The organism is Mycoplasma sp. Z386, from assembly GCF_054343375.1.
Genome location: NZ_JBTGVC010000002.1, coordinates 30,110 through 50,850, shown reverse-complemented (window position 1 = coordinate 50,850; position 20,741 = coordinate 30,110). Strand labels below are relative to the sequence as shown.

Sequence of the window (20,741 nt, the reverse complement as noted above, 5' to 3'; positions counted from 1 at the left end):
ATTGATCTGATATAAAAAGAGTTTTATCAAAAATGGTATAAAGAAAAATGAAAAACAATAAAATCAACCAAAAAAATGGTTGATTTTCTGCTTTTTAGTGTTGACTGGGAAACTCGGGAAAATTTATTAATACTCATTAATTTATTTATAAAATTTAATATAATATTAAAAATTTGCTCAAATTTATCAAATTTAACTATTATATTAATATATTATTAAAATGAAAATTATTTCTGTTTGGTAAAAATTCAATAAAATTAATAAAACACCACTAAATTTTAAAGTGGTGTTTATTTATTTATTTATATTTTAAAACTTATTTTTTAAGTTTGTTTAATTGGTGAACTGCGTTTCTTGCTGCTTCTCATAACACTTCACTAAATGTTGGGTGTGGGTGAATTGTTGAAGCGATGTCATAAATTGTTGATTCTAAATCCATTGCAAGAACTACTTCAGAAATTAAATCTGTAGCTGCAGCACCAATGATGTGACAACCAATAATTTCTCCATGTTCTTTATCAATAATAAATTTAGCAAATCCTTTTGATTCATGAGCTGCTAATGCTTTTCCGATGAAAGTAAATTGGTGTTTTGCAACAATAAAGTCTTTACCTTGTTCTTTAGCTTGATCTTCTGTTAAACCAACAACAGCAATTTCAGGGTGTGTATAAATACATGCTGGAACTGTTTTTGCAGAATATTTTACTTGTTTTTTAAGAATATTTGAAACAGCAACAACTGCATGACGATAAGCAACGTGAGCTAACATAGCTTGTCCTACAACATCTCCTATTCCATATACTCCTTCAACATTTGTTTGACAGTATTCATCAACTACTAATTGTTTTCTGTCTCCAAGTTTAATACCTACTTCTTCTAATCCAAGAGATTCAGGAACTCTACCTACTGAAACTAAAACTAAATCAGATTTAATTGATTCTTCTTTTCCATTAACTTCATAGAAAATTTTACCTTTTTCATATTTAGTTGTGTTGGCATTTGCTATAACTTCAACACCCATTTCTACTAAGTCATTTGAAACTTGTTTAATAATATCTTTATCTAGCATTCCAAGCACTGTTGGTAAGTTTTGGATGATTGTTACTTTTGTTCCTGCTGAAGCAAATACTTGAGCAAATTCAACTCCAATAACCCCACCACCAATAATTGTTAATGATTTTGGTTGTTTTTCTAAATTAATAGCTTCTTTAGAAGTGATTAATTTTCCTTCAGCATAACCTTGTTCAAATCCAGGTAAAGGAATTTTTCTATCACTTGAACCGGTAGCAATAATAATATTTTTAGCTTTATAAACTTTAGAATCAACTTCCACTTCGTGAGCACCTACAAATTTTGCGGTTCCAAAAATAGTTTTTACTTTATTCATTCTCATTAATGCTTGCACACCTGAAGTTAATTGTTTAACAACTTCAGATTTTCTTGCATGCATTTTAGTTCAGTCAATTTTTACGTTTATATTTCCTGTAATTCCGTATTCTGTAGCATGTTTAACTGAGTGAAGAACTTCTGTTGTTTTTAAAAGTGCTTTTGTTGGGATACATCCAACATTTAAACAAACTCCACCTCAGAATTCTCTTTCAATAATTAATGTTTTTAGTCCAGCTCCACCAGCTTCTTCAGCTGCTAAGTATCCACCAGGACCTGATCCAATAACAATAACATCGAATTCTTCTTCAATTTTTCCTGTGTATGCTTTGCCTTGTTCTTTATTTGAAGATGCTTCTTTTCTTTCTGATGGTGATTCAACTTTAGTTGTAGCAGTTGTAGAAGGTTTTTTTAATGAGGATAAATCAAATAATTGATTTGAAACTTTCACTTCTCCTACAACAGAAGCACCTCCTCCAGTAGATTCTTCTTTTTTAGACTCTTCTTTTTTAGGTTCTTGGGAAACTACATCACCTTTTCCATCATCAATGTGATAAATTTCTTGTCCAACGTGGATTGTATCTCCTACTGCCATTAAAACTTTAACAATTTTTCCTGTAGCAGGAGAAGGAATATCGGAAGTTACTTTATCTGTTTCAACAGAAAATAAAGAATCTCCTTCATTAACCATATCTCCTTCTTTTTTATAAATTTCAGCAACTACACCTTCATGTAGTCCTTCACCTATATCAGCAAATTTAAATTTATGCATCTTATAAAACTCCTAAAATTTCTGGTTTTTCTAATAATTCTTTTACTCTTGAAGCAAATCTACCAACTGTTGCTCCATCAATTCATCTGTGATCTGCTGATACAGTTAAATTCATAATTTTTCCTGGAACAATTGTTCCATTTTTAACAACTGCACGATCTACAATTGAACCAACTCCAGCAATTGCTAATTCTGGATAATTAATAACTGGTGTTCCAAATAAAGCACCTACTGAACCATAATTTGTTATTGTAAACGATCCGCCTGACATTTCATTTGGTTTTATTTTTCTATCTCTTGCTGCTAAAGCTAATCTTGAAATTTCTTTAGCTAATTCAACAATGGTTAAATTTTGAGAATCTTTAACAACAGGAACCATTAATCCAGCTTCTGTATCAACAGCAATTCCTAAATTTAAAGTTGTAGGAAAGACAATTTCTGAATTTGCTTCATCATATTTAGCTGCAAGAATTGGGAATTCTCTTAAAGCAACTAAAATTGCTTTTGCAATATAAGGTAAAAATGTTAATTTTACACCTGTTGTTTTTTGCACATCTTCTACAATAGATTTTCTTAAATCTCAAAGTTTAGTCATATCAATTTCATTAACTAAACTAAAGTAAGCAACTGAATCTCTAGAATTAATCATTGCTTTTGCAATTGCTTTTCTAATTGGAGTAATTTTTTCTCTTTTTCCATCTAAATAATTAGTTGAAGAAACTTCTGGTTTAACTGCAGGTGTTACTTCAGTTTTTGGTGCAACTTTAAAAGATAAAACATCTTCTTTTAAAATTCTTCCAAATGGACCTGTACCTTTAACTTGATTAATATCAATTCCCATTTTGGCAGCAATTGCCCTTGCTAAAGGGGTTGAAATAATTTTATTCATATTTTCCTTTCTTTTAGAACTTAAATCCTACTACTTCTTTTATTTTAGCAACTATTTTATCGCTATCAATAGCATGATATTTTTCTCCTCTTGCTAAAGGAACTGTAATATCATAACCTGTTAATCTTGTTAAAGGTGCTTTAATATATTCAAACGCTTTTTCATTAACTCTTGTAATAATTTCTGCAGAAACAGAGAATGATTTAACAGCTTCATGAACAACTAATAATCTTCCTGTTTTCTTTACAGAATTAATAATTGTATCTGTATCTATTGGTTTAATTGTTCTTAAATCAATTAATTCTACACTAATTGATGATTCTTCTTCTATTAGTTTTTTAATTGCTTCGATTGAGTCGTGAACTTGTGCACCATAAGTTACTAATGTTAAGTCTGTTCCTTCTACTAAAACGTTTGCTTTTCCAATTGGAACTTCATAAATTTCAGCTGGTATTTGTTGTTTAAAAGAACGATAGATTTTTTTAGGTTCTAAAAATACAACAGGATCAGGATCGTTTAAAGCTGCAATCATTAAACCTTTTGTGTCATAAGGTGTTGAAGGCATAACAACTTTTAATCCTGGCACATGTGCAAACATTGCTTCGATTGCTTCTGAGTGGTGTTCAAGAGCTCTAACTCCACCAGCCATTGGCATTCTTAATACTAAAGGAACACTAAATCTTCCTCTTGATCTATTTCTATATCTTGCTGCATGAGTCATAAGTTGTTGAAATGCTGGGTAAGAAAATCCTTGGAATTGCATTTCAACAATTGGTTTTAGTCCAAAAAGAGCAGCTCCGATTCCGATTCCCATCATTGATGCTTCAGCAATAGGTGTATCTCAAACTCTTTCAACACCATATTTTTTTTGTAATCCTTCAGTTGCTCTAAACACTCCACCTTCATATCCAGCATCTTGACCTCAAAGAACAACATGTGGATCTTGTTCCATCATTAAATCGATTGCGTTGGTTACAGCACCGATGTTATTTAGTTCTAACATTTTTTTGTCCATTATTTATTCTCCTTTGAATAATATGCGATAGCTTCTGCTTTTTGTTCTTCTAATTCAGGTGTTAATGTTGCATAAGTATGGTCAAATACTTCGTTTAAATCAACATCTAATTCTTCTAATGATTCTTGATAAGCTGCTTTTACTTGTTCCATAGCATCTTCTCAAATTTGATCTTTTTCTTCATCGGTTAAGTATTCTTTTGTTTTTAAATAAGTCTCAATACGGTGCATTGGTTCTCATTTTTCGTGTTCTTGCTCTTGTTCTATAGTTCTATAAATTCTTGGATTATCACTTGTAGTATGTGGTCCTTGTCTTCAAGTTATGAATTCAACCACAACAGGACCATTTCCTGATCTTGCAAATTCCACAGCTTCTTTAACTACAGCATAGGAAGCTAATAAGTCATTTCCATCAACTCTAACTCCTGGAATTCCAGCAGCTGCTGCTTTAGCTGCGATAGTTTCTGAACCAGTTTCTAAATGTTCTGGTGTTGAAATTGATCATTGGTTATTGTTTACACAGAAAACTGATGGTCATTTTCAAATTGCTGATGTGTTAATTGCTTCATAAAATTCACCTTCAGCAGTTCCACCATTACCAATAAATGACATTGAAACTACATTTTTTCCAGTTAATTTTGATGCATAAGCAATACCAGCAGCATGTGAACACTGTGTTGCTATAGGAATATTAATTGGAAGTAAATTTATTCCTTCAGGTGTAACACTTCCTCTTTCGTTTCCATTTCAATATAACATTTGATTTTTTATAGGCATTCCCATATATAACATAGTTGCATTTGATCTAAATGCAGGAACAAATCAGTCATCTTGTTTTAAAGCCATAGCTGAAGCTACTTGTAGTGCTTCTTCACCAAAATTAGGTGCAAAAGTTAACATTCTTCCTTGTCTTTGTAACTGTGACATATATTCATCTTGTCTTCTTGAAAGAACCATAAATTTATAAGCTTTTAATAATTCTTCTTTGCTTAATTTCGGTTCGTTGTTTTTACCTTCTTTAGTTAAGTTTCCATCTATATCTAAAAAACGGATAATTTCGTCTTTAGAAAACATAACTTTGCCAGGTTTAACAAATTTAAATTGCATTTTTACTCCTTATTTTTTAAAATTAATTAGAATTTAAACTAATATTATAATTATATTCTTTTTATTGATTTTATTTCAATTTAAAGTATAAAAATTCATTTTTTTATTAATTTTTTGAATTTTTAACATTTAAATGCAAAAAAATATTGTTTTTATGATAGTTTTAAACTTAATTTTAATTAAAAATATAAATCATTTTTGACTTATATTTTTAATTATTAATTACTTTTTAAATTTTCTTTTATAGTTACCATTAAATTTTCAAATAATGCTGTTATAGTCATAGGACCAACTCCGCCCGGAACTGGTGAAATAGCTTCTACTTTATCTATAACATCAATAAAATCAACATCACCAGTAATTTTATTATTGGATAAAGTATTTATTCCAACATCGATAATTACAGATTTATCTTTTATATTTTCCTTTTTAATTAAATGTGTTTCTCCTGCTGCTACAACTAAAATATCAGCATCTTCAGAACCTTTAATTCCTGTTTCTTTGTTGAAACTATGAGTAAAAGCTCCTGCATCAGTAAGTAATTTTTTTGTTGGTTTTCCTACTAAATTAGATTCGCCAATAATATAACATTTTTTGTTTTGAACTTGAATATTATAAAAATCTAATAACATCATAATTCCTTTTGCTGTCGCAGGAGTTAATGAAAATTGATTATTATAAAATTGATTTTGATTTTTACTTGAAAGTCCATCAATATCTTTAACAACAGGAATAGAATCTAAAACTTTTTGTGAGTTTATGTGTTTAGGTAAAGGTAATTGTACTATCATTCCATCACAATCTATTGATTCTTGTCTAACTATAGATAATAAAGATTCTTCTGTGATGTTTTCATCTAACTTAATTAATATACCATTAACTCCTAATTCTTTAGCTCTTTTTAACTTATTTTTTATATAGCGATTTGATGCTTCTAAATTACCTACTTGAACAATTTTAAATATTGCTTTTTTTGGTAAAAGATTAAAAAAATTTAGCTGTTTTTGAAAAAAAAATTCTGAAGCTTTTTTACCATCTAAAATTTTTGGCATTTTAGTTTTTGAAAATAAAAAAAGGTAATCTTACCCTTTTCTAAATTTTCCATCTTTTCCTTGGATCATAACAGCTGTTGTTTCTTTTAATTGTTTTGCATATTCAATAGCTTCTTTTTGAGTTTTAAAAATTTTTGTAGCTCTTTCTGCATTTGCGTTTTTTACAGCTCAGTCTCCATTATGGTTTACAACGTACTTTATCATTTTTTTCTCCTTAAATATGTCTTATTTATTTTTTTCTATATATAATTTTAACTTTTCTTTATATAATTTTAACTTTTTTTCTTCATTTTCAATTTTTTCTTTTGGAGCTTTTGCTAAAAAGTTAGAATTTGATAGTATATTTTCTGCTCTTTTTATTTCAAATTCAATTATTTTTATTTCTTCTTTTATTCTTTCTGCTTCTTTTTGCTTATGCTCTGCAGATAGTTGAATATAAATTTCAAAATTTTCTGTTTTTAAAACTGAATGTTTGTTTTCAAATAATTCAGCATTACACATATTATTTATCATCAATATTGATGTTACATCAAGTTTTTTATCTGCGATTCAATATTTTAGAACTTCTTTTTTAGAAATACTATGTTTTTCTCTATATTGTCTTAAATTTTTAACTATTTCAACAACTTTATCTATATAGTTAACGTTTCTATAAGTTGTAATATCTGTATTTTCATGTTCTAAAAGTTCTTGATTAAATAATTTTTCAAATAAATAATCTGTTAAAAAAGGACAGAATGGATGAAGAATAATTAATAATTTTTTAATTATTTCGAATCCAAATGTTTTATTTGGTTTGGTTTTAGATAATTCAATATATCAAGACGAAAGATCTTCAAAAATAAATTTATGTATTGCTTTATAAACTAATGTAAAATCATATTTTTTCATGAATTTATTTATGTTTTTATTTAAAAGGCTTAATTTATTAGATATTCATTTATCTTTGTCCGTAATTTCTTGACAAGTGCTGCATTCTTCTAATTCATAAAAGTATTTCACTATATTTCATAGTTTGTTATTAAAAATTCAAGCAGCATCTATTTTGTCTTTAGAAAATTTAATATCCTGTCCTGGTGTTGAATTAAATATTAAAGATTCTCTTAAAACATCTGCACCGTATTGTTCAATAACTTCCATTGGATCTATACCATTGCCAAGTGATTTAGACATTTTTATCCCTTTTTCATCTCTTATTAATCCATGTAACAATACTTCATCAAATGGTTTTTCATCCATAACACTTAAACTAAAGAAATACATTCTTGCGACTCAAAAGAAAATTATATCTCAACCTGTTACAAGTAATGAAGTAGGAAAATATCTTTTTATTTTTTCATTTGACTGTGGTCAACCTAAAAAAACAAATGGTGCAAGTCCTGATGAAAATCAAGTATCTAAAACATCTGGATCTTGAATTCATCCTTCACCAGGAGACTCAATTTGCACTTTCATTTCTTCATTTTTATATCATGCTGGTATTCTATGTCCTCATCATAATTGACGTGAGATGGTTCAATCATATACGTTTTCCATTCATTTTTTAATAACTGTTTGAAAACGTTTTGGATAAAATTTAACAGCATTTTTGCTTTTTAAATGATTTAGTAGCATTTTTTGTAAGTCTTCCATTTTTACAAATCATTGTTCTGACATAATTATTTCAGAAACTTCACCACTTCTTTCTGAATACCCTACATTAGATATTATTTCTTCTGTTTTAACAATATAATTTTCTTTTAATAGTTTTTGATAAATTTGTTCTCTTGCTTGAAAACGGTCTAATCCTTCAAACTCTAAAGCTAAACTATTCATTTTTCCATCAGGATTGATTGATTCATTAATTTCTAAATTGTGTTTTTTTATAATATCAATATCTGCCATAGCATGTGCAGATACTTTCATAACACCAGAAGCAAATTTTTTATCTATATAATCATCTTCAATTATTGGAATTATTTTTTTAGTAAAAGGATGAATAACGTTTTTACCCACAAGCGATTTGTATCTTTTATCTTCTGGATTAACACCAAGTGCCACATCGGAAGGAATTGTTTCAATTCTTGTTGTAGCAACTGTTAAGAATTCATTACTATTTTCAATACAATATTTAATATAATACATTTTTTGGTTAGTTGGTTTATTAATTATTTCAATATTTGATAAAGCTGTTTTTTGTTTAGGATCTCAATTAATTGCTTTTTTATCTTTATAAATTCATCCTTTATTATAAAAATCAACAAATATTTTTAAAACTGCTTCATTAGCATCTTTATCTAATGTAAATCTTTCATTTGTATAATCAAGTGCTAAACCTAAAGAATTTCACTGTTCTTTAATTTTATTGTAATATTCATCTTTTCATTTTCAAACTTCTTCTAAAAATTTTTCTCTTCCTAAGTCATAACGAGTTTTATTTTCTTTTCTTAATAATTCTTCAACTTTTGTTTGAGTTGCTATACCTGCATGGTCAACTGCAGGTAAAAATAAAACATCATAACCTTTTAATTTTTTATATCTAATAATAGTGTCTTGAATATATTCATCTCACGCATGTCCTAAGTGCAATTTTCCTGTAACATTAGGAGGTGGCACAATGATTGTAAATGGTCTTTTACTCGAATCGTGATATGAAAAATATTTTTTATTAATTCATTTCTGGTTTCTGTTTTTTTCTATATCTTTATGATTAAAATTTTTATCCATATTTCCCCTTTTATTCTGTATTTTCTAAACTTTTCTCTTCTGTATAATCAATTATAACCGTGTCTTCTAATTTTACAAAATTAGGTGTTTTTTTTGGTTTTTGTCTATGACTTAAAATTTTAGATGAAATTAATTCATTATCTGAAATGTAAATTTCTGATCGATTACTTTTAAAGTATCTTCTTGAAGAATATAATTCATCATATTCATGTTCGCTAATTTTATCAATAATAGAAAAATCGAAAGATTTAAATTTATAAAATTTTTTAGCAAATTCACTTTCAAATTCCTTTTTAATATTATTAAATGAACATTCAATTATTCTTGATTTTTCTATAAAAACAAAATTTTTAATATGCTTTGTTTCGACAAAATCACTTGCAAAAATTATTAAACTAGTATTTGGATTTTTATTTGCCACCAATTGATCTACATATGTTTTATCAAAAATGGTTTTATTTAAATCAACAAGAGCAACTTCTGGAGAATATAATTTTAATTTTCCTATGTCTATTTTTATTTTCTCTTCTTGTGTTAAATCTGAATAAGGAATTCAGAGTTTATCAATACCTATGTTAATGGATTTTAAAAAATTATATAATTCATTTTTAATAATAACGTTCTGGATGATTTCATTATCTTCAAAGTCATTTGTATATAAAAAAGAAATAGGGTGATAAATAACATAAAAATGATCATTTAAAAAAATTACGTTTTTTATTTTTTTAAATATTTCTAATTCCACTTCGTTGCTATTTTCATTTTTTCTTTTTAAGAAAGAAAATAAAAATCTATCAATTTTAGTAATTGCAATGATATTATTAATAATTTCTTGTTCTAATTTAGAATTATTTTGCATTTTGATTTCAATGCTATTGGCTAATAAATTTTCATTTTTTTCTTTTTCTCATACATAATTTGCTTTTTTTTCTCATAAAACATTTGTTTTTTTATGTTTTTCTACTTGATCGATTTCTTTAGAACCTTCAATTGTTGCTTTTTTTAAAAAGTTTATTTCTTTTTTTAATTCTTTTTTTTCTATTAAAGTGTCTAATAATTTCTTTTCATTTAAGATTTTTATTTTATTTAGTGTAAATTTCTTTTCGTGATATTCTTCTATTATTTCTAGTTGATTATCCAATTTAATTGTTTTACCCCTTTTAAAATCAAAAAATAAGTTATTGAAAAATTCAATTTCAAATTCTTTAATAGTGTTATAAAAACCTTTAACAACGCTTGGTTTTACATATTTTAGATGCTTTTTATTATGTTTAAAAATATAAAGTGTTTTTCTTTTGATTCAATAATTAATTTTAGCTTTTACAATCTGTTCTTTGTTTGCAGATTTATATGCTTCTTTTAAATCCTTTTTAGTTTCTTTAATTTTTAGTTTTAATGATTTTATAAGTAAATAATATATTCCATTTTTTAAAAACCCGTTTTTTAAAAAATTATTTCTTTTTTTAAGTTCTGCTTTTAATTGATTAATTTCTTGAAAGTGATTATGAGAAGCGATTTCAAATTCTGAAGAATGTTCAAATGATTCAACTTCTTTTTCAGCAATTTCAAATTCAGTTCTTAAATTTTGTAATTTTCCTTCGTTTTTTCTGTATTTATCTCTATATTTTTCATAAACATTAAATTTTTTAATTTCATAGTAAGTTATATTGTTTAAACTTGTATTTAGCATATCTATTCTTTTATCTAAATAATTACTTAACTCATTTAAATTAAAACTATTTTGTTCTAATTTCTGTAAAAATTCTTTATAATTAATTTTTTTAAAAAATTGATCAAAAATTTTAATTTGTGTTTCAAAAAGATCGTATGATATTTTTTCTTCCTCTTCTTTTATGAAAAAATGATATTCATCACTAACTTCTTTTCAATCTTTACGGAAATCTCTCATTAATTTAAAATCATATTCATTAGTATTAAAAGAATATTTCATTATTTCAAATAACGGTTTATCATAATAGTGATTTTTATTTTTATTAGAAAAAATTGATAAAACTTTTTCTGGTATTCAAAAATCTTTAAAATTCTTTTTTAAAAAATTCTTTCCTATTTTAATGACGCCAGAATAGTTTTTATTTTTAAAAACTAAGAGTTCTTTAAAACAAAAAGGGATTTTCTTATTAGAAGAAAAAATAAGGACATCTTCTCCTTTATTTATTTCTAAATTTAAGTTTTTTAATTTGTCTTCATAAGTAACATCAAGTAAAGAAATTATTTTGTTTGTAAATTCCATATTTTCCTTTAATAATTATTTCTATTTTTGTTTTTTACAATCGGAAGAATTACTAAACTTGTAAGGTAAATAACAAATAAATTGACTCAAATTTTAATAGGTGACACAATAAAATGTGTAATTAGTGCTACTTCAAAAGTTGGGAAAGCACCAGATTGAACATCACCTAAAGCTAATATTGCACTTGATGTTGGTTCTAAAATAACTGAAAAAGCAATAATAGGAACCATTGTAGTAAATCTATCTTTTTGTTGAAAAAATTTTAAAAATCTTGCTATTGTTATAAAAATCAACATGGTTCCGTTTCCAGATAACATTAAAATTAAAAAACCTACTTTATTTTTTATGTATTTTGATTCTTCTAATAATTTATCAGGAGCTAAAAATACAATGGTAGAAACAATAGCAGCAACAACTATCATTATAATTCAACAAAAAATTAACATAGAAGTAAATAAAGTATTTTGTTGTGTTTCTTTATTTAATCTATTAATTCTTTTAGAAATTGTTGAAATTTTTTTATTAATTTTTTTTATTTCTTTTTCATTAGAAAGAGAAAGTAGTGATAAAGAAAGATTTTCTATTTTTAAAGCATAAAATTTACTTTTTTCTTTTATATTTTTTTGAATATAATTTTCATTTAATCTTTTTTTAATAAAATCAAAAAATAATCATGAAATTATTCCTGGAATAAATCCAGTAATAGATAAAGCTAAAGTGTAATAAATTGAATAGGTGCTAGGAACAAATTGAAAAGAAATTAAATCTGATAAAAATCCTGTTAATAAACCTACAATTGGTCCAAAAATAAATCCTGTAATTTTAATAGGTAAACCAATTATTGAAAAACGAAAATTAGGTAAAGCTGCAAAAGGAAAAAATCTAATACCCAATAAAAGCATTATTGTAGATATGGACATAAAAACAGCAACAAATGCTATTGTTTTTGCGTTAAATCTTCTCATAAAATCTTTCCTTATATATAATTATTTAAATTTTACCACTATTATTTTAAGATTTTAAAATATATTTTTTATTTTAATAAAAAAGAAACTTAGAAAAGTTTCTCTTAAATTATTTATTGAATTGATTTGATTGTTTCTTTAACAATTCTTACAGAATTAGCAAATTTTGCTTTTTCTTTGTCGTTTAAATCTAAGTTAAGTATTTCTTTTATTCCTTCAGAACCGATAATAGCAGGAACTCCGATTACAACATCAGAAGCGCCATATTCACCATTTAAGTATACTCCTAAAGGTAAAACAGCATTAGAATCTTCTTGAATTACTCTAACTATTTGTGCTAAACATGCACCAATACCATAAAAGGTTGCTCTTTTTCTTTCAATAATTTTATATGCTTTTGTATAAACTGGTTTTTCTAATTCTTCTTCGTAATTTGAAGCATTTACTCCGGATTTTTCTTCATATTTACTAAAAGGTAATCCTGCTATTTTAAAAGTTGAATAGTTAATTAATGAAGAATCTCCATGTTCACCAATAACAAATGCTTCTATATTGTTTGTTGAGACTCCTGTTTTTTTAGAAAGTAATTGTTTTAATCTTGAAGTGTCAAGAATTGTTCCTGAACCAATAACTTTTTTAGGATCAAAACCTGTTTCTTTTAAATATACATATGTGAGAATATCCACTGGATTTGATGCGATAATTGTAATTCCATTGAATCCACTATCTTTAATTTGTTTTGCAATATCTTTCATAATTAAAGAATTGTCTTTTACCATTTCTAATCTTGTTTCACCTGGTAATTGTGGTCTTCCTGCTGTTATAACGACTATATCAGCATCTTTAGCATCTGCATAATTAGCTGAAAATACTTCATATTTTCTAACAGACGGAACAATAGCATCTTCTAAATCAAGAACATTCCCGTCTCTTGGTCCTTCAAATTTATCAATGATTCCGTATTTTGCAGCTAATCCTTGATTAATGGCGGAATATAAGAAAGAAGAACCGACTGCTCCTGCTCCAACTAAAATAACTTTTGTTGCTTTCATTTATTAAAAATCTCCCTTTTATTAATTTTTATTACATTAAAATTATAAAACATAAAATAAAAAATCATGTTTTTTTATAGTTTTCTTTACATTTTATTTTTATTTTGTATATATTTTGATTCTCCCGTCTTTCCCAGTTTCAAGAATTAAAAAACCGTTTACGACTGTTTTATGGGGCAAAATGGTTTTTATTTATCTGATTTAATTACAATTTTTTTGATCTCATCATACTTATTTCAAAGATCTATATCGCTTCCTGATTTTTCTCTTTTTCTTTCTATTTCTTCTCCTGTAATGTTATTTATAAACATTTCTTCTCTAACTAAACTTAAAATTTTAATAAATTGTCATTCAGTAAGATGATTATTAATTCTGTGTTTAAAATAATATTCATTTGTTTTATGAATGAATAATTTTAAAACCACTAATGAAGCAAAACATAAAAGTATGTGAGCTACAATGTGGCTATCTAAATAAACATAAGTTGGTCTTATTGCTAAATAACTTTTTAAACTTCTAAAATTTGATTCAATTTGTCATTGCTTAGAATATAAATGAATTATTTTTCTTATTTTACTTGTAAAGTTTTATCTCTATGAAATTTTAAATACTTTTCATGATTAACAGAAATTTTAATTCCTATTTTATCTTTTAAAGTATTTTGAAAAAAAGAACTTTCACTTTTTAGAAATTTATTTTCTTTTGTTAAAACATTTCCATCAATATCAAAAGAAATTAAAAATTTATCAAATAATTTATCATGATTTGCACAAAAAATAAATCCATTATAATAATCACAAATTTGTTCTCTTTTGTCTTTAATGTCTATTTTTTCTTTTAAAATTTCATTAATTGGTTTTATATGGGAAGCAATTAACAACTCTGGAATATCTATATCGCAATTTTGAAAAGCACATTTTTCGGGATAAACATTAAATAAATATTGTCTAAAAAGTCTTCTATACTTATTTTCATTTTCCGGGTTTTTAAATTTGTTCCTATTTATTGTTTTTAATTTTAATTCTCTCTCTATATCCTTTTTGTAAAAATCTAAATATATTTGTGGAATTTCATTTAAAAAGAAATCAAGTATTTTAGAATTATGAATAATATAAACATTATTTCTATAATTTAATTTATAAATTTCTTTACTTTCTTGTTCGTTTATACAATTAAGAATTTCTTCATTAGTTACTCATCTTGAACTTGAAGTTCCCGATTCCATTGATTTGCTTTTTATAAATTCTTCTGGATTTATTATAAAAAAAATTGTATTAGAATAGTCTAGTTCTTTTACGTTTGAAAAAGGAATGTAAACATTTATAATCAAACACTTTTCTCTTAGTTTAATTAACTCCCTAAATTTTTTATTGTTTGTAATCGCTATTTTTTTAGCATTATTTCTTCCGCCATTATCTGTGTGTTCAATAAAAATATTATATTTTTTATTGTTCAAGTTTAAAGAAAAAATTTCTTTTGATTCAAAAAGTTTTTCATATTTAACAACATTATTATTTTTTGACAAAAATTCAACAAGAATTTTCATAAACTTTTCTTTATCCTTGTTATTCTTTCCTTCTAATGGATGTATTGTTTCTAAGTTTTCAATTTTATTTCCAACAATATGATTGTATTTTAGCATTATTTATACTCCAATAATTTTTCAATAACTAAAGCAACTACAAAAATATTAACTGAATTTCCTAATTGTTTATATGCATAATGATCTTTGTGATTTTCACTTAATTCATTATGCAAAATAAAGTTTTTTGGGAAGGTTTGAAGATTTGCTGCTTCCCTTGGAGTAATGTATCTTCATTTGTTTTTTTCTTTATCAAAAAGAATTGATGTTTGCACGATAGCAACTAAAGTAGGGAAAATTTCTGCTTTTTTGCATCTTATTCCAGATTGTCTCATTTGAATAAATGTATTTTGAATATTTCTAACTTCTTTTCCCGCTTGCCATTCAAATTTCTTATCTCTTAATTTTCAAGATGAAACATTGTATTTTTCCATCCATTTTTTTATGAAAATATAATTTTCTTCAAAAAATTCTCTCATATTTTCTAAATATTTTTTTCTTCAAGGTACTAAACCTTTTAACTCATAATTTTGATCAAATTCATCTAATCAGATTACCGGTAAAGTTCTTGTTTCTGGAAATTTTACTTCCCTAACAAATTCATCTCACGCATTTAAAATCTTAAGCAAATATTCATCTTGTAAAAAATATTTTTCATCAACATTTTTTTCTAAAATATTAATAAATTCGTTTGTTTTTTTTGAGTCGAAAGAAAAAATAAAATCTTTTTGTTCTATTTTATTTTCTTGTTTTTCTTTTAATATACCAGGAATAAAAACTCTTTCTCTGTTTTGTGGAATTCCAAAATTATGTGGAGACAAAATCAAGGGATTTTCAGGTATTAAATAATTTAATTCCTCTTCTAATACTTTTTTTATTATAGTTCAAGTTCTACCTTTATCATGTTTTACCAAATGTTTCACATTTTCGAGAAGAATATACTTAGGTTTTTTTGCTTTTAAAATTTTTACTATATCAAAAAATAGAGTTCCTCTTATTTCATCTTCAAAACCTTTTTTGTTTCCTGCATTTGAAAATGTTTGACAAGGAAAACCTGCAAATAAAATATCATGTTCTGGAACTTGTGAACAATCTTCATCCAATAAACGAATATCTATAATTTCTTCTTTACTCTTTTTAAAATTATGTGAATAAACCTTTATTGCTTCTTTATCAATTTCACTACTAAAAACACATTCAATTTCAAAATTTTTATTTTTCGCTACTTTTTCAATAGCTTTATAAAAACCGCCGATTCCAGCAAACAAATCTATAAATTTATATTTCATTATTACTTATTTCTTTATTTTTCCTTTCTAAAAAATCAAGGGACACTATATTCAAAAGGTTTTTGTACATTTAATTTTAATATTTGTGCCGCTAACGATCTCTTATTAGTTAATGATAATGGATCTTCGTTATTTCAATTAATTCCAAAATAACTATGTGTAATTGTTTCATAGTTTCAAGATTGTAAAAATGTTAAAGATGCTCCTGAATTTATAGTTGAAATATAACTGTTATTTTCTCCTAAAATTCCTGTACCTGAATTTCCATTATTAAAGAAAGTAGGAGTATATCCTTGTTGTCTAGATAACCCAACATTTCCTGAAGAGCTACCTGCTCTGTTAATTAGATAACCTGATTGTTTTCCATATGGAAAACCATTCATTGCAAAGTTTTTAAGATTTGCTCCAAAGAAAATCGCTCCTTCTACACCTGTATAATCTAAATTAGTATTTGGTAAAGTAAATCAGTTTTTAAAATATGCAACCATATCCATTTTACCTTCTAATTGTGCTTCTTTAATAAGTTCAAAAGCATCTACAACAAATACAGTCATATCAACAAAATTACCTGCTGTGTTGTTATTTCCGTTTTTATCATATTGATTTAATCCAGTTCATATAATACCAGAGGTTGCTTTAGAAATTCTATTAGATCCTGATCAATAAGAATATCCTGGTTCTACATTATTATCAAAGTTATTAGATGATTTAACAATATATTTATTAGTAACTTCTGTTGGTAAATTATTGTCATCAAAGACATATTTTTTTCCAGCTTCTACGTGGTTGTTTGTAATAATGTAAAATTTACCATCATTAGGATCGCTACTTACTTTTGCAAACATTGTTGCAGAACCAAAACCATAAGCAATTGCTCTTGATCTTACGTTATTAACTAAAGGAATATCCTTTCAGTCTTTGTGAAGAAATTCATTATCTTGTTTATATCCGTTATGTAATTCATAACTAACATTTTGATTTGGATTGTATTCATTACTTAAAATTACTTCTTGTGGTGTAAAGAAAGTAATGGGTTGATTTTCTTGATTATAATCTAGATTTTTATAACTAAATAGATTAGTTTTTTGACCAAAATCCTCATGTTCAATTGTATTTGTATAATTTAGCGAAATAGAAGCACCAGCATTATTTATTAAAAATGCTTTATTTTTATTAAATTTATCAAATTTAGTTTCATCTTGTGTTTCTTTAAAAATAATTGCTTCTTTGTATGGATTTCCTACAAGAAGTTTATAGTTTTTATCTTCCAATTCCACTGTGAATTTTATTCCTTCATTTTGCTGATATTTAGCTTTAATAACAAAATAAAATCTTGGATGTTCTCCTCCATTTAACTTGTTGATTATAATGGTTTGTTGCCTAAAAGAAATTTCTTTACCAAGTATTAGATCTTCAAAATTAAACTCAAAGTTGTATCCTTTGTCCAAAGAAGAAATATTTGTTAGTCTTTGATCATTTTGAACCAAAGTATTTCCAAATAAGTGAAATTTAATTTTTCTATTTGTAGAATTGTTGCTTAAAAAGGTTTTTTCTATATATTTGTTTTTTAATGTTCAACTTGCAACTTCTGTTTGATTATCAAAAGATCATAATAAATCTTTTTGATAAGGTTCAACTTCTCTTTCTCTTGTTATTTCTGAAGAAGATTCAAAAACAGTTTTTAACTCTTTTTTAGCAAAAGTTAATTCCTCTTTTGAATTAACCGATGAAGCAAAACCTTTAATTTTATATCATACATTTCCTTTAATAATGCTGTTGTTATTTTTAGGATTTGTATATTGTAACTTAACATAAATAGAGTTATTATCTATGTTTTTAGCTTCAGCAATTGAAATATTGCTTGTATTAATTTTGAAATTGTTATAATTGATTTCACTTGTTTTTAAAGATACATAATTTGAAAGATCGTTTGAGTGATTGTTTACTTTATTTTTGAAATCATTTGCACTAATTTGCTGTATATTTCCTGTATTTATGTTTAAATCGCTATATTTAATACTGTTTAAAATTATTTCTGGATACAAGTTTTCTTTATAGTCATTTGTTAAATTAACTAAAGTAATATCCTGATTATTTGTATAACGTTTTTCAGTATTTTCTTTATTTATAAAACCTAATTTAAATGTTAAACTTCCTTCATTTGTGCTTCTAACATCGTAAAAGTATATAAAGTATTTATTGTAAATATTAACTAAATTTAAATTATTTTCTGAATCATTTGAGTTTTTAATTGATGTTTGAGAAGTAAAAAAACCATTTACAGATGAATTTTTATTTGAAACATCTGCATCATCTTTATTTGCACTTCCTGTGTTTGATAAATTACTAAAATTCTTGTCATTAGAATTAGAACTATCTGAATTTGTGTTTTTAAATTTTAATAAGAAATTGAGTGCTTCAAAAGCTTTTTGTTCTATTATGTCTTTAGGATCTAAAACTCTAAATTGAAGATTTTGTGATTTATCAATCACTCCATCAACTCTTCTGTAATCAAAATTTGAACTATTAATTTGATTAATAATTGTTTTATCATTTTCATCAATTGTTTCTTTATTAGTAAAATCATTTTGTGTAAATCATTCATTTTCATTTATTGGTTTAATATCTCTAAAACTTAAAGGTTTAAAGAAATTAATTGTTTTTAAATGAGAATTAATAAATGCTGTAGTATTTAATTTTGGTAAAGGTGCTTCTATTCCATTTTTTTTATATCATAGAAAAACTTTAGCTTGACCACCATTAGTATTTCCTGTGTTATTAACTATATCCTTAACTTCTTTAACAAAAATTTCATATTTGCCTATTTTTGGCATTTTATACGATGTTTCTAATGCTTCTTTAGCATCTTTAGCATTAAACATTGTGTGATTTATATTTGGATTTTTAAATTCTATATTACTTCAAAATAGATTAGCAGAAGGAGTTGAAGTAGTTTTTCCATTAGTTGTAACTTTATTAGCTTCAGTTACAATTTCAAGAATTTTTGCTTCATCTCTTAGATCTTTATCGCTAGCATCAGATTTTGAATTATTTAAATAATAATTAAAGGTAGTTGATTCTTCACCTTTAGTAACTTTTATTTTAAAAGTAGCAAAGAGTGAATCACCATTTACTTCATATCTCAAATCATTGCTGTAATTTATTATTTCAACTTTTACACCTTCTGGTTTTTGTATATCAAACAATAAATTCTCTTTATAAATTTTATCAAATACTTTATTAATTTCTTCTTGAGTTAAAGCATTAGCAGAAGCATTTGTTGGATTAGTTAAAGAATTTAAAGCGGTTTCTATTTTTTTATTTGAATATTCAGGAAAAGTTTTTAAAACTTCAGAAAATAAATCATTTTTTAATCACATATTAAAAAAATTTATTTGTTTAATGTTGGCATAATAATTTTTAATGTCTTCTGAATTAGAAAAATCATAATAATTTTTAACTTCTCTATAAAATTTAGAATTGGTAAATATTTCTTTTGGAGTTATTGAAATATTTTTCAACAAGTCACTTTTTAATTGTACAGAATTTTCTGTTTGTAAAGGAATTTCCTTTATTTTAGTATCATTTACATAAAAACCAATGTTTAAAGCTATCTTATTATTGGCTGTAAAAATATTATCTGTTTCTTCTATTTTATATTTAAAAAAATTATTTACTATTTTTTGTTTAGAAACAAAAATTTCCTTTATTTTTTCAAAATTATTTGTTAAATCAGATTTATATAAATCTAAAAACTGATCATAACTAAAATTAAAAATCTCATCTAAATTGCTAATTTTGATTGTGTTAATTTTAGAATTTAAATCATTACTAAAATTAATTGTTTTAGTAACTTTTGCAAATTTTGTAGAATCAGTGGTGCTTTTTGCAAGGTAAATTAAATTTAAATTATTAACATTAGTAGAATCTATTTTGACTTCTTCTAAAGTTAAATTCACATTTTCTATATCGTTATGTGATAAATAAATATTTTGATTTTCTTTATTGATAGATGCACTATATAAGAATTTTTTTAAATCATAAGTTTCTATATTTGGATTAAAATTAATTTCAAGTTTTCTTTCTACATCTTCTTTAAAAGTTTCATCTTCTTTTACAGGTTCTTCATTTTGTTCATCTGAACCATTTAATTTCTTCTCTGAATCTTTTAAATTAACTAAAGTAGAATTTATTTTATTTAAAAAATCTAGTGTTTTAATTTGTTCAACATCAGAAACTAACTTGTTGTTTTTTAAAAATTTTTCTGTTTCTGATAAAAACTTATCAAACTCTTCTTTATTATTTGCTTCTGTATATTTCTTTGTTTCTTTAACTGTTTGAGCATTTAAAACATTGCTTATTATTTTATTAACAATAGAATTATATTGTAAAGAAAGATCTAAAATATTATTAATTTCTTCTTTTGAATTTAATGAATTTATAAAAGCAACTAAACCATTTTTAGTTTGGTCATTTAAATTAGAATAATTTTCAATTTTTGATTTACTAGATTTTTTGTAATCTTCTAGATTTTCTTCTGTGTTTTCATTTGAATTTGTTTTTTTGTTTCTAGTTAAAGCATAAGTTGTACCAATAACTGCAGAACCTACACCAACAACCCCAGTTAGCAATAACAATGCTAACAATAATTTTTTCTTTTTTTTGTTCATTTCTCT

Annotated in this window: 14 protein-coding genes; all 14 read right to left on the bottom strand. The window is 25.1% G+C overall.

What is annotated here, in order from left to right:
- Positions 1 to 316: 316 nt before the first annotated feature.
- On the bottom strand, positions 317 to 2,158 hold the full coding sequence (gene lpdA, locus ACXX85_RS00750) for a dihydrolipoyl dehydrogenase (RefSeq protein WP_436358640.1): 1,842 nt from the start codon (positions 2,156 to 2,158) through the stop codon (positions 317 to 319).
- 1 nt (position 2,159) lies between these two features.
- Positions 2,160 to 3,047, bottom strand: coding sequence for a 2-oxo acid dehydrogenase subunit E2 (locus ACXX85_RS00745; protein ID WP_458560363.1), 888 nt, complete (start codon positions 3,045 to 3,047; stop codon positions 2,160 to 2,162).
- 13 nt (positions 3,048 to 3,060) lie between these two features.
- Positions 3,061 to 4,062 carry an alpha-ketoacid dehydrogenase subunit beta gene (locus ACXX85_RS00740; protein WP_458560362.1) on the bottom strand — a complete coding sequence of 334 codons (1,002 nt, stop codon included), beginning with the start codon at positions 4,060 to 4,062 and terminating at the stop codon, positions 3,061 to 3,063.
- Positions 4,062 to 5,168 (bottom strand): pyruvate dehydrogenase (acetyl-transferring) E1 component subunit alpha, encoded by a 1,107-nt coding sequence (pdhA, locus tag ACXX85_RS00735; protein WP_458560361.1) that lies wholly within the window; start codon positions 5,166 to 5,168, stop codon positions 4,062 to 4,064. The genes ACXX85_RS00740 and pdhA overlap by 1 nt, the downstream gene beginning before the upstream one ends.
- 218 nt (positions 5,169 to 5,386) lie before the next feature.
- Positions 5,387 to 6,220, bottom strand: coding sequence for a bifunctional 5,10-methylenetetrahydrofolate dehydrogenase/5,10-methenyltetrahydrofolate cyclohydrolase (locus ACXX85_RS00730; protein ID WP_458560360.1), 834 nt, complete (start codon positions 6,218 to 6,220; stop codon positions 5,387 to 5,389).
- Between the two features lie 30 nt (positions 6,221 to 6,250).
- Entirely contained in the window at positions 6,251 to 6,424 is a 174-nt protein-coding gene (locus tag ACXX85_RS00725; RefSeq protein ID WP_436358645.1) for a DUF2188 domain-containing protein, read from the bottom strand.
- Positions 6,425 to 6,445: 21 nt separating this feature from the next.
- The gene (locus ACXX85_RS00720) at positions 6,446 to 8,926 is read right to left on the bottom strand and encodes a valine--tRNA ligase (RefSeq protein ID WP_458560359.1); all 2,481 of its coding nucleotides are present in this window, start codon (positions 8,924 to 8,926) and stop codon (positions 6,446 to 6,448) included.
- Between the two features lie 10 nt (positions 8,927 to 8,936).
- Positions 8,937 to 11,177 carry a hypothetical protein gene (locus ACXX85_RS00715; RefSeq protein ID WP_458560358.1) on the bottom strand — a complete coding sequence of 747 codons (2,241 nt, stop codon included), beginning with the start codon at positions 11,175 to 11,177 and terminating at the stop codon, positions 8,937 to 8,939.
- 8 nt (positions 11,178 to 11,185) lie between these two features.
- Positions 11,186 to 12,142, bottom strand: coding sequence for a hypothetical protein (locus ACXX85_RS00710; protein ID WP_458559353.1), 957 nt, complete (start codon positions 12,140 to 12,142; stop codon positions 11,186 to 11,188).
- A gap of 113 nt (positions 12,143 to 12,255) precedes the next feature.
- Positions 12,256 to 13,194, bottom strand: a complete 939-nt coding sequence (locus tag ACXX85_RS00705; RefSeq protein WP_458559352.1) for an L-lactate dehydrogenase — start codon at positions 13,192 to 13,194, stop codon at positions 12,256 to 12,258.
- A 188-nt stretch (positions 13,195 to 13,382) separates the two neighbouring features.
- Positions 13,383 to 13,619, bottom strand: coding sequence for a hypothetical protein (locus ACXX85_RS00700; protein ID WP_458560357.1), 237 nt, complete (start codon positions 13,617 to 13,619; stop codon positions 13,383 to 13,385).
- Between the two features lie 143 nt (positions 13,620 to 13,762).
- Entirely contained in the window at positions 13,763 to 14,836 is a 1,074-nt protein-coding gene (locus ACXX85_RS00695) for an HNH endonuclease (RefSeq protein WP_458559350.1), read from the bottom strand.
- Positions 14,836 to 16,065, bottom strand: coding sequence for a DNA (cytosine-5-)-methyltransferase (gene dcm / locus ACXX85_RS00690; RefSeq protein WP_458559349.1), 1,230 nt, complete (start codon positions 16,063 to 16,065; stop codon positions 14,836 to 14,838). The genes ACXX85_RS00695 and dcm overlap by 1 nt, the downstream gene beginning before the upstream one ends.
- Before the next feature lie 14 nt (positions 16,066 to 16,079).
- A complete protein-coding gene (locus ACXX85_RS00685) occupies positions 16,080 to 20,735 on the bottom strand; it encodes an MGA_1079 family surface serine endopeptidase (RefSeq protein WP_458560356.1) in 4,656 nt (1,551 codons plus the stop codon).
- Positions 20,736 to 20,741: the final 6 nt, after the last annotated feature.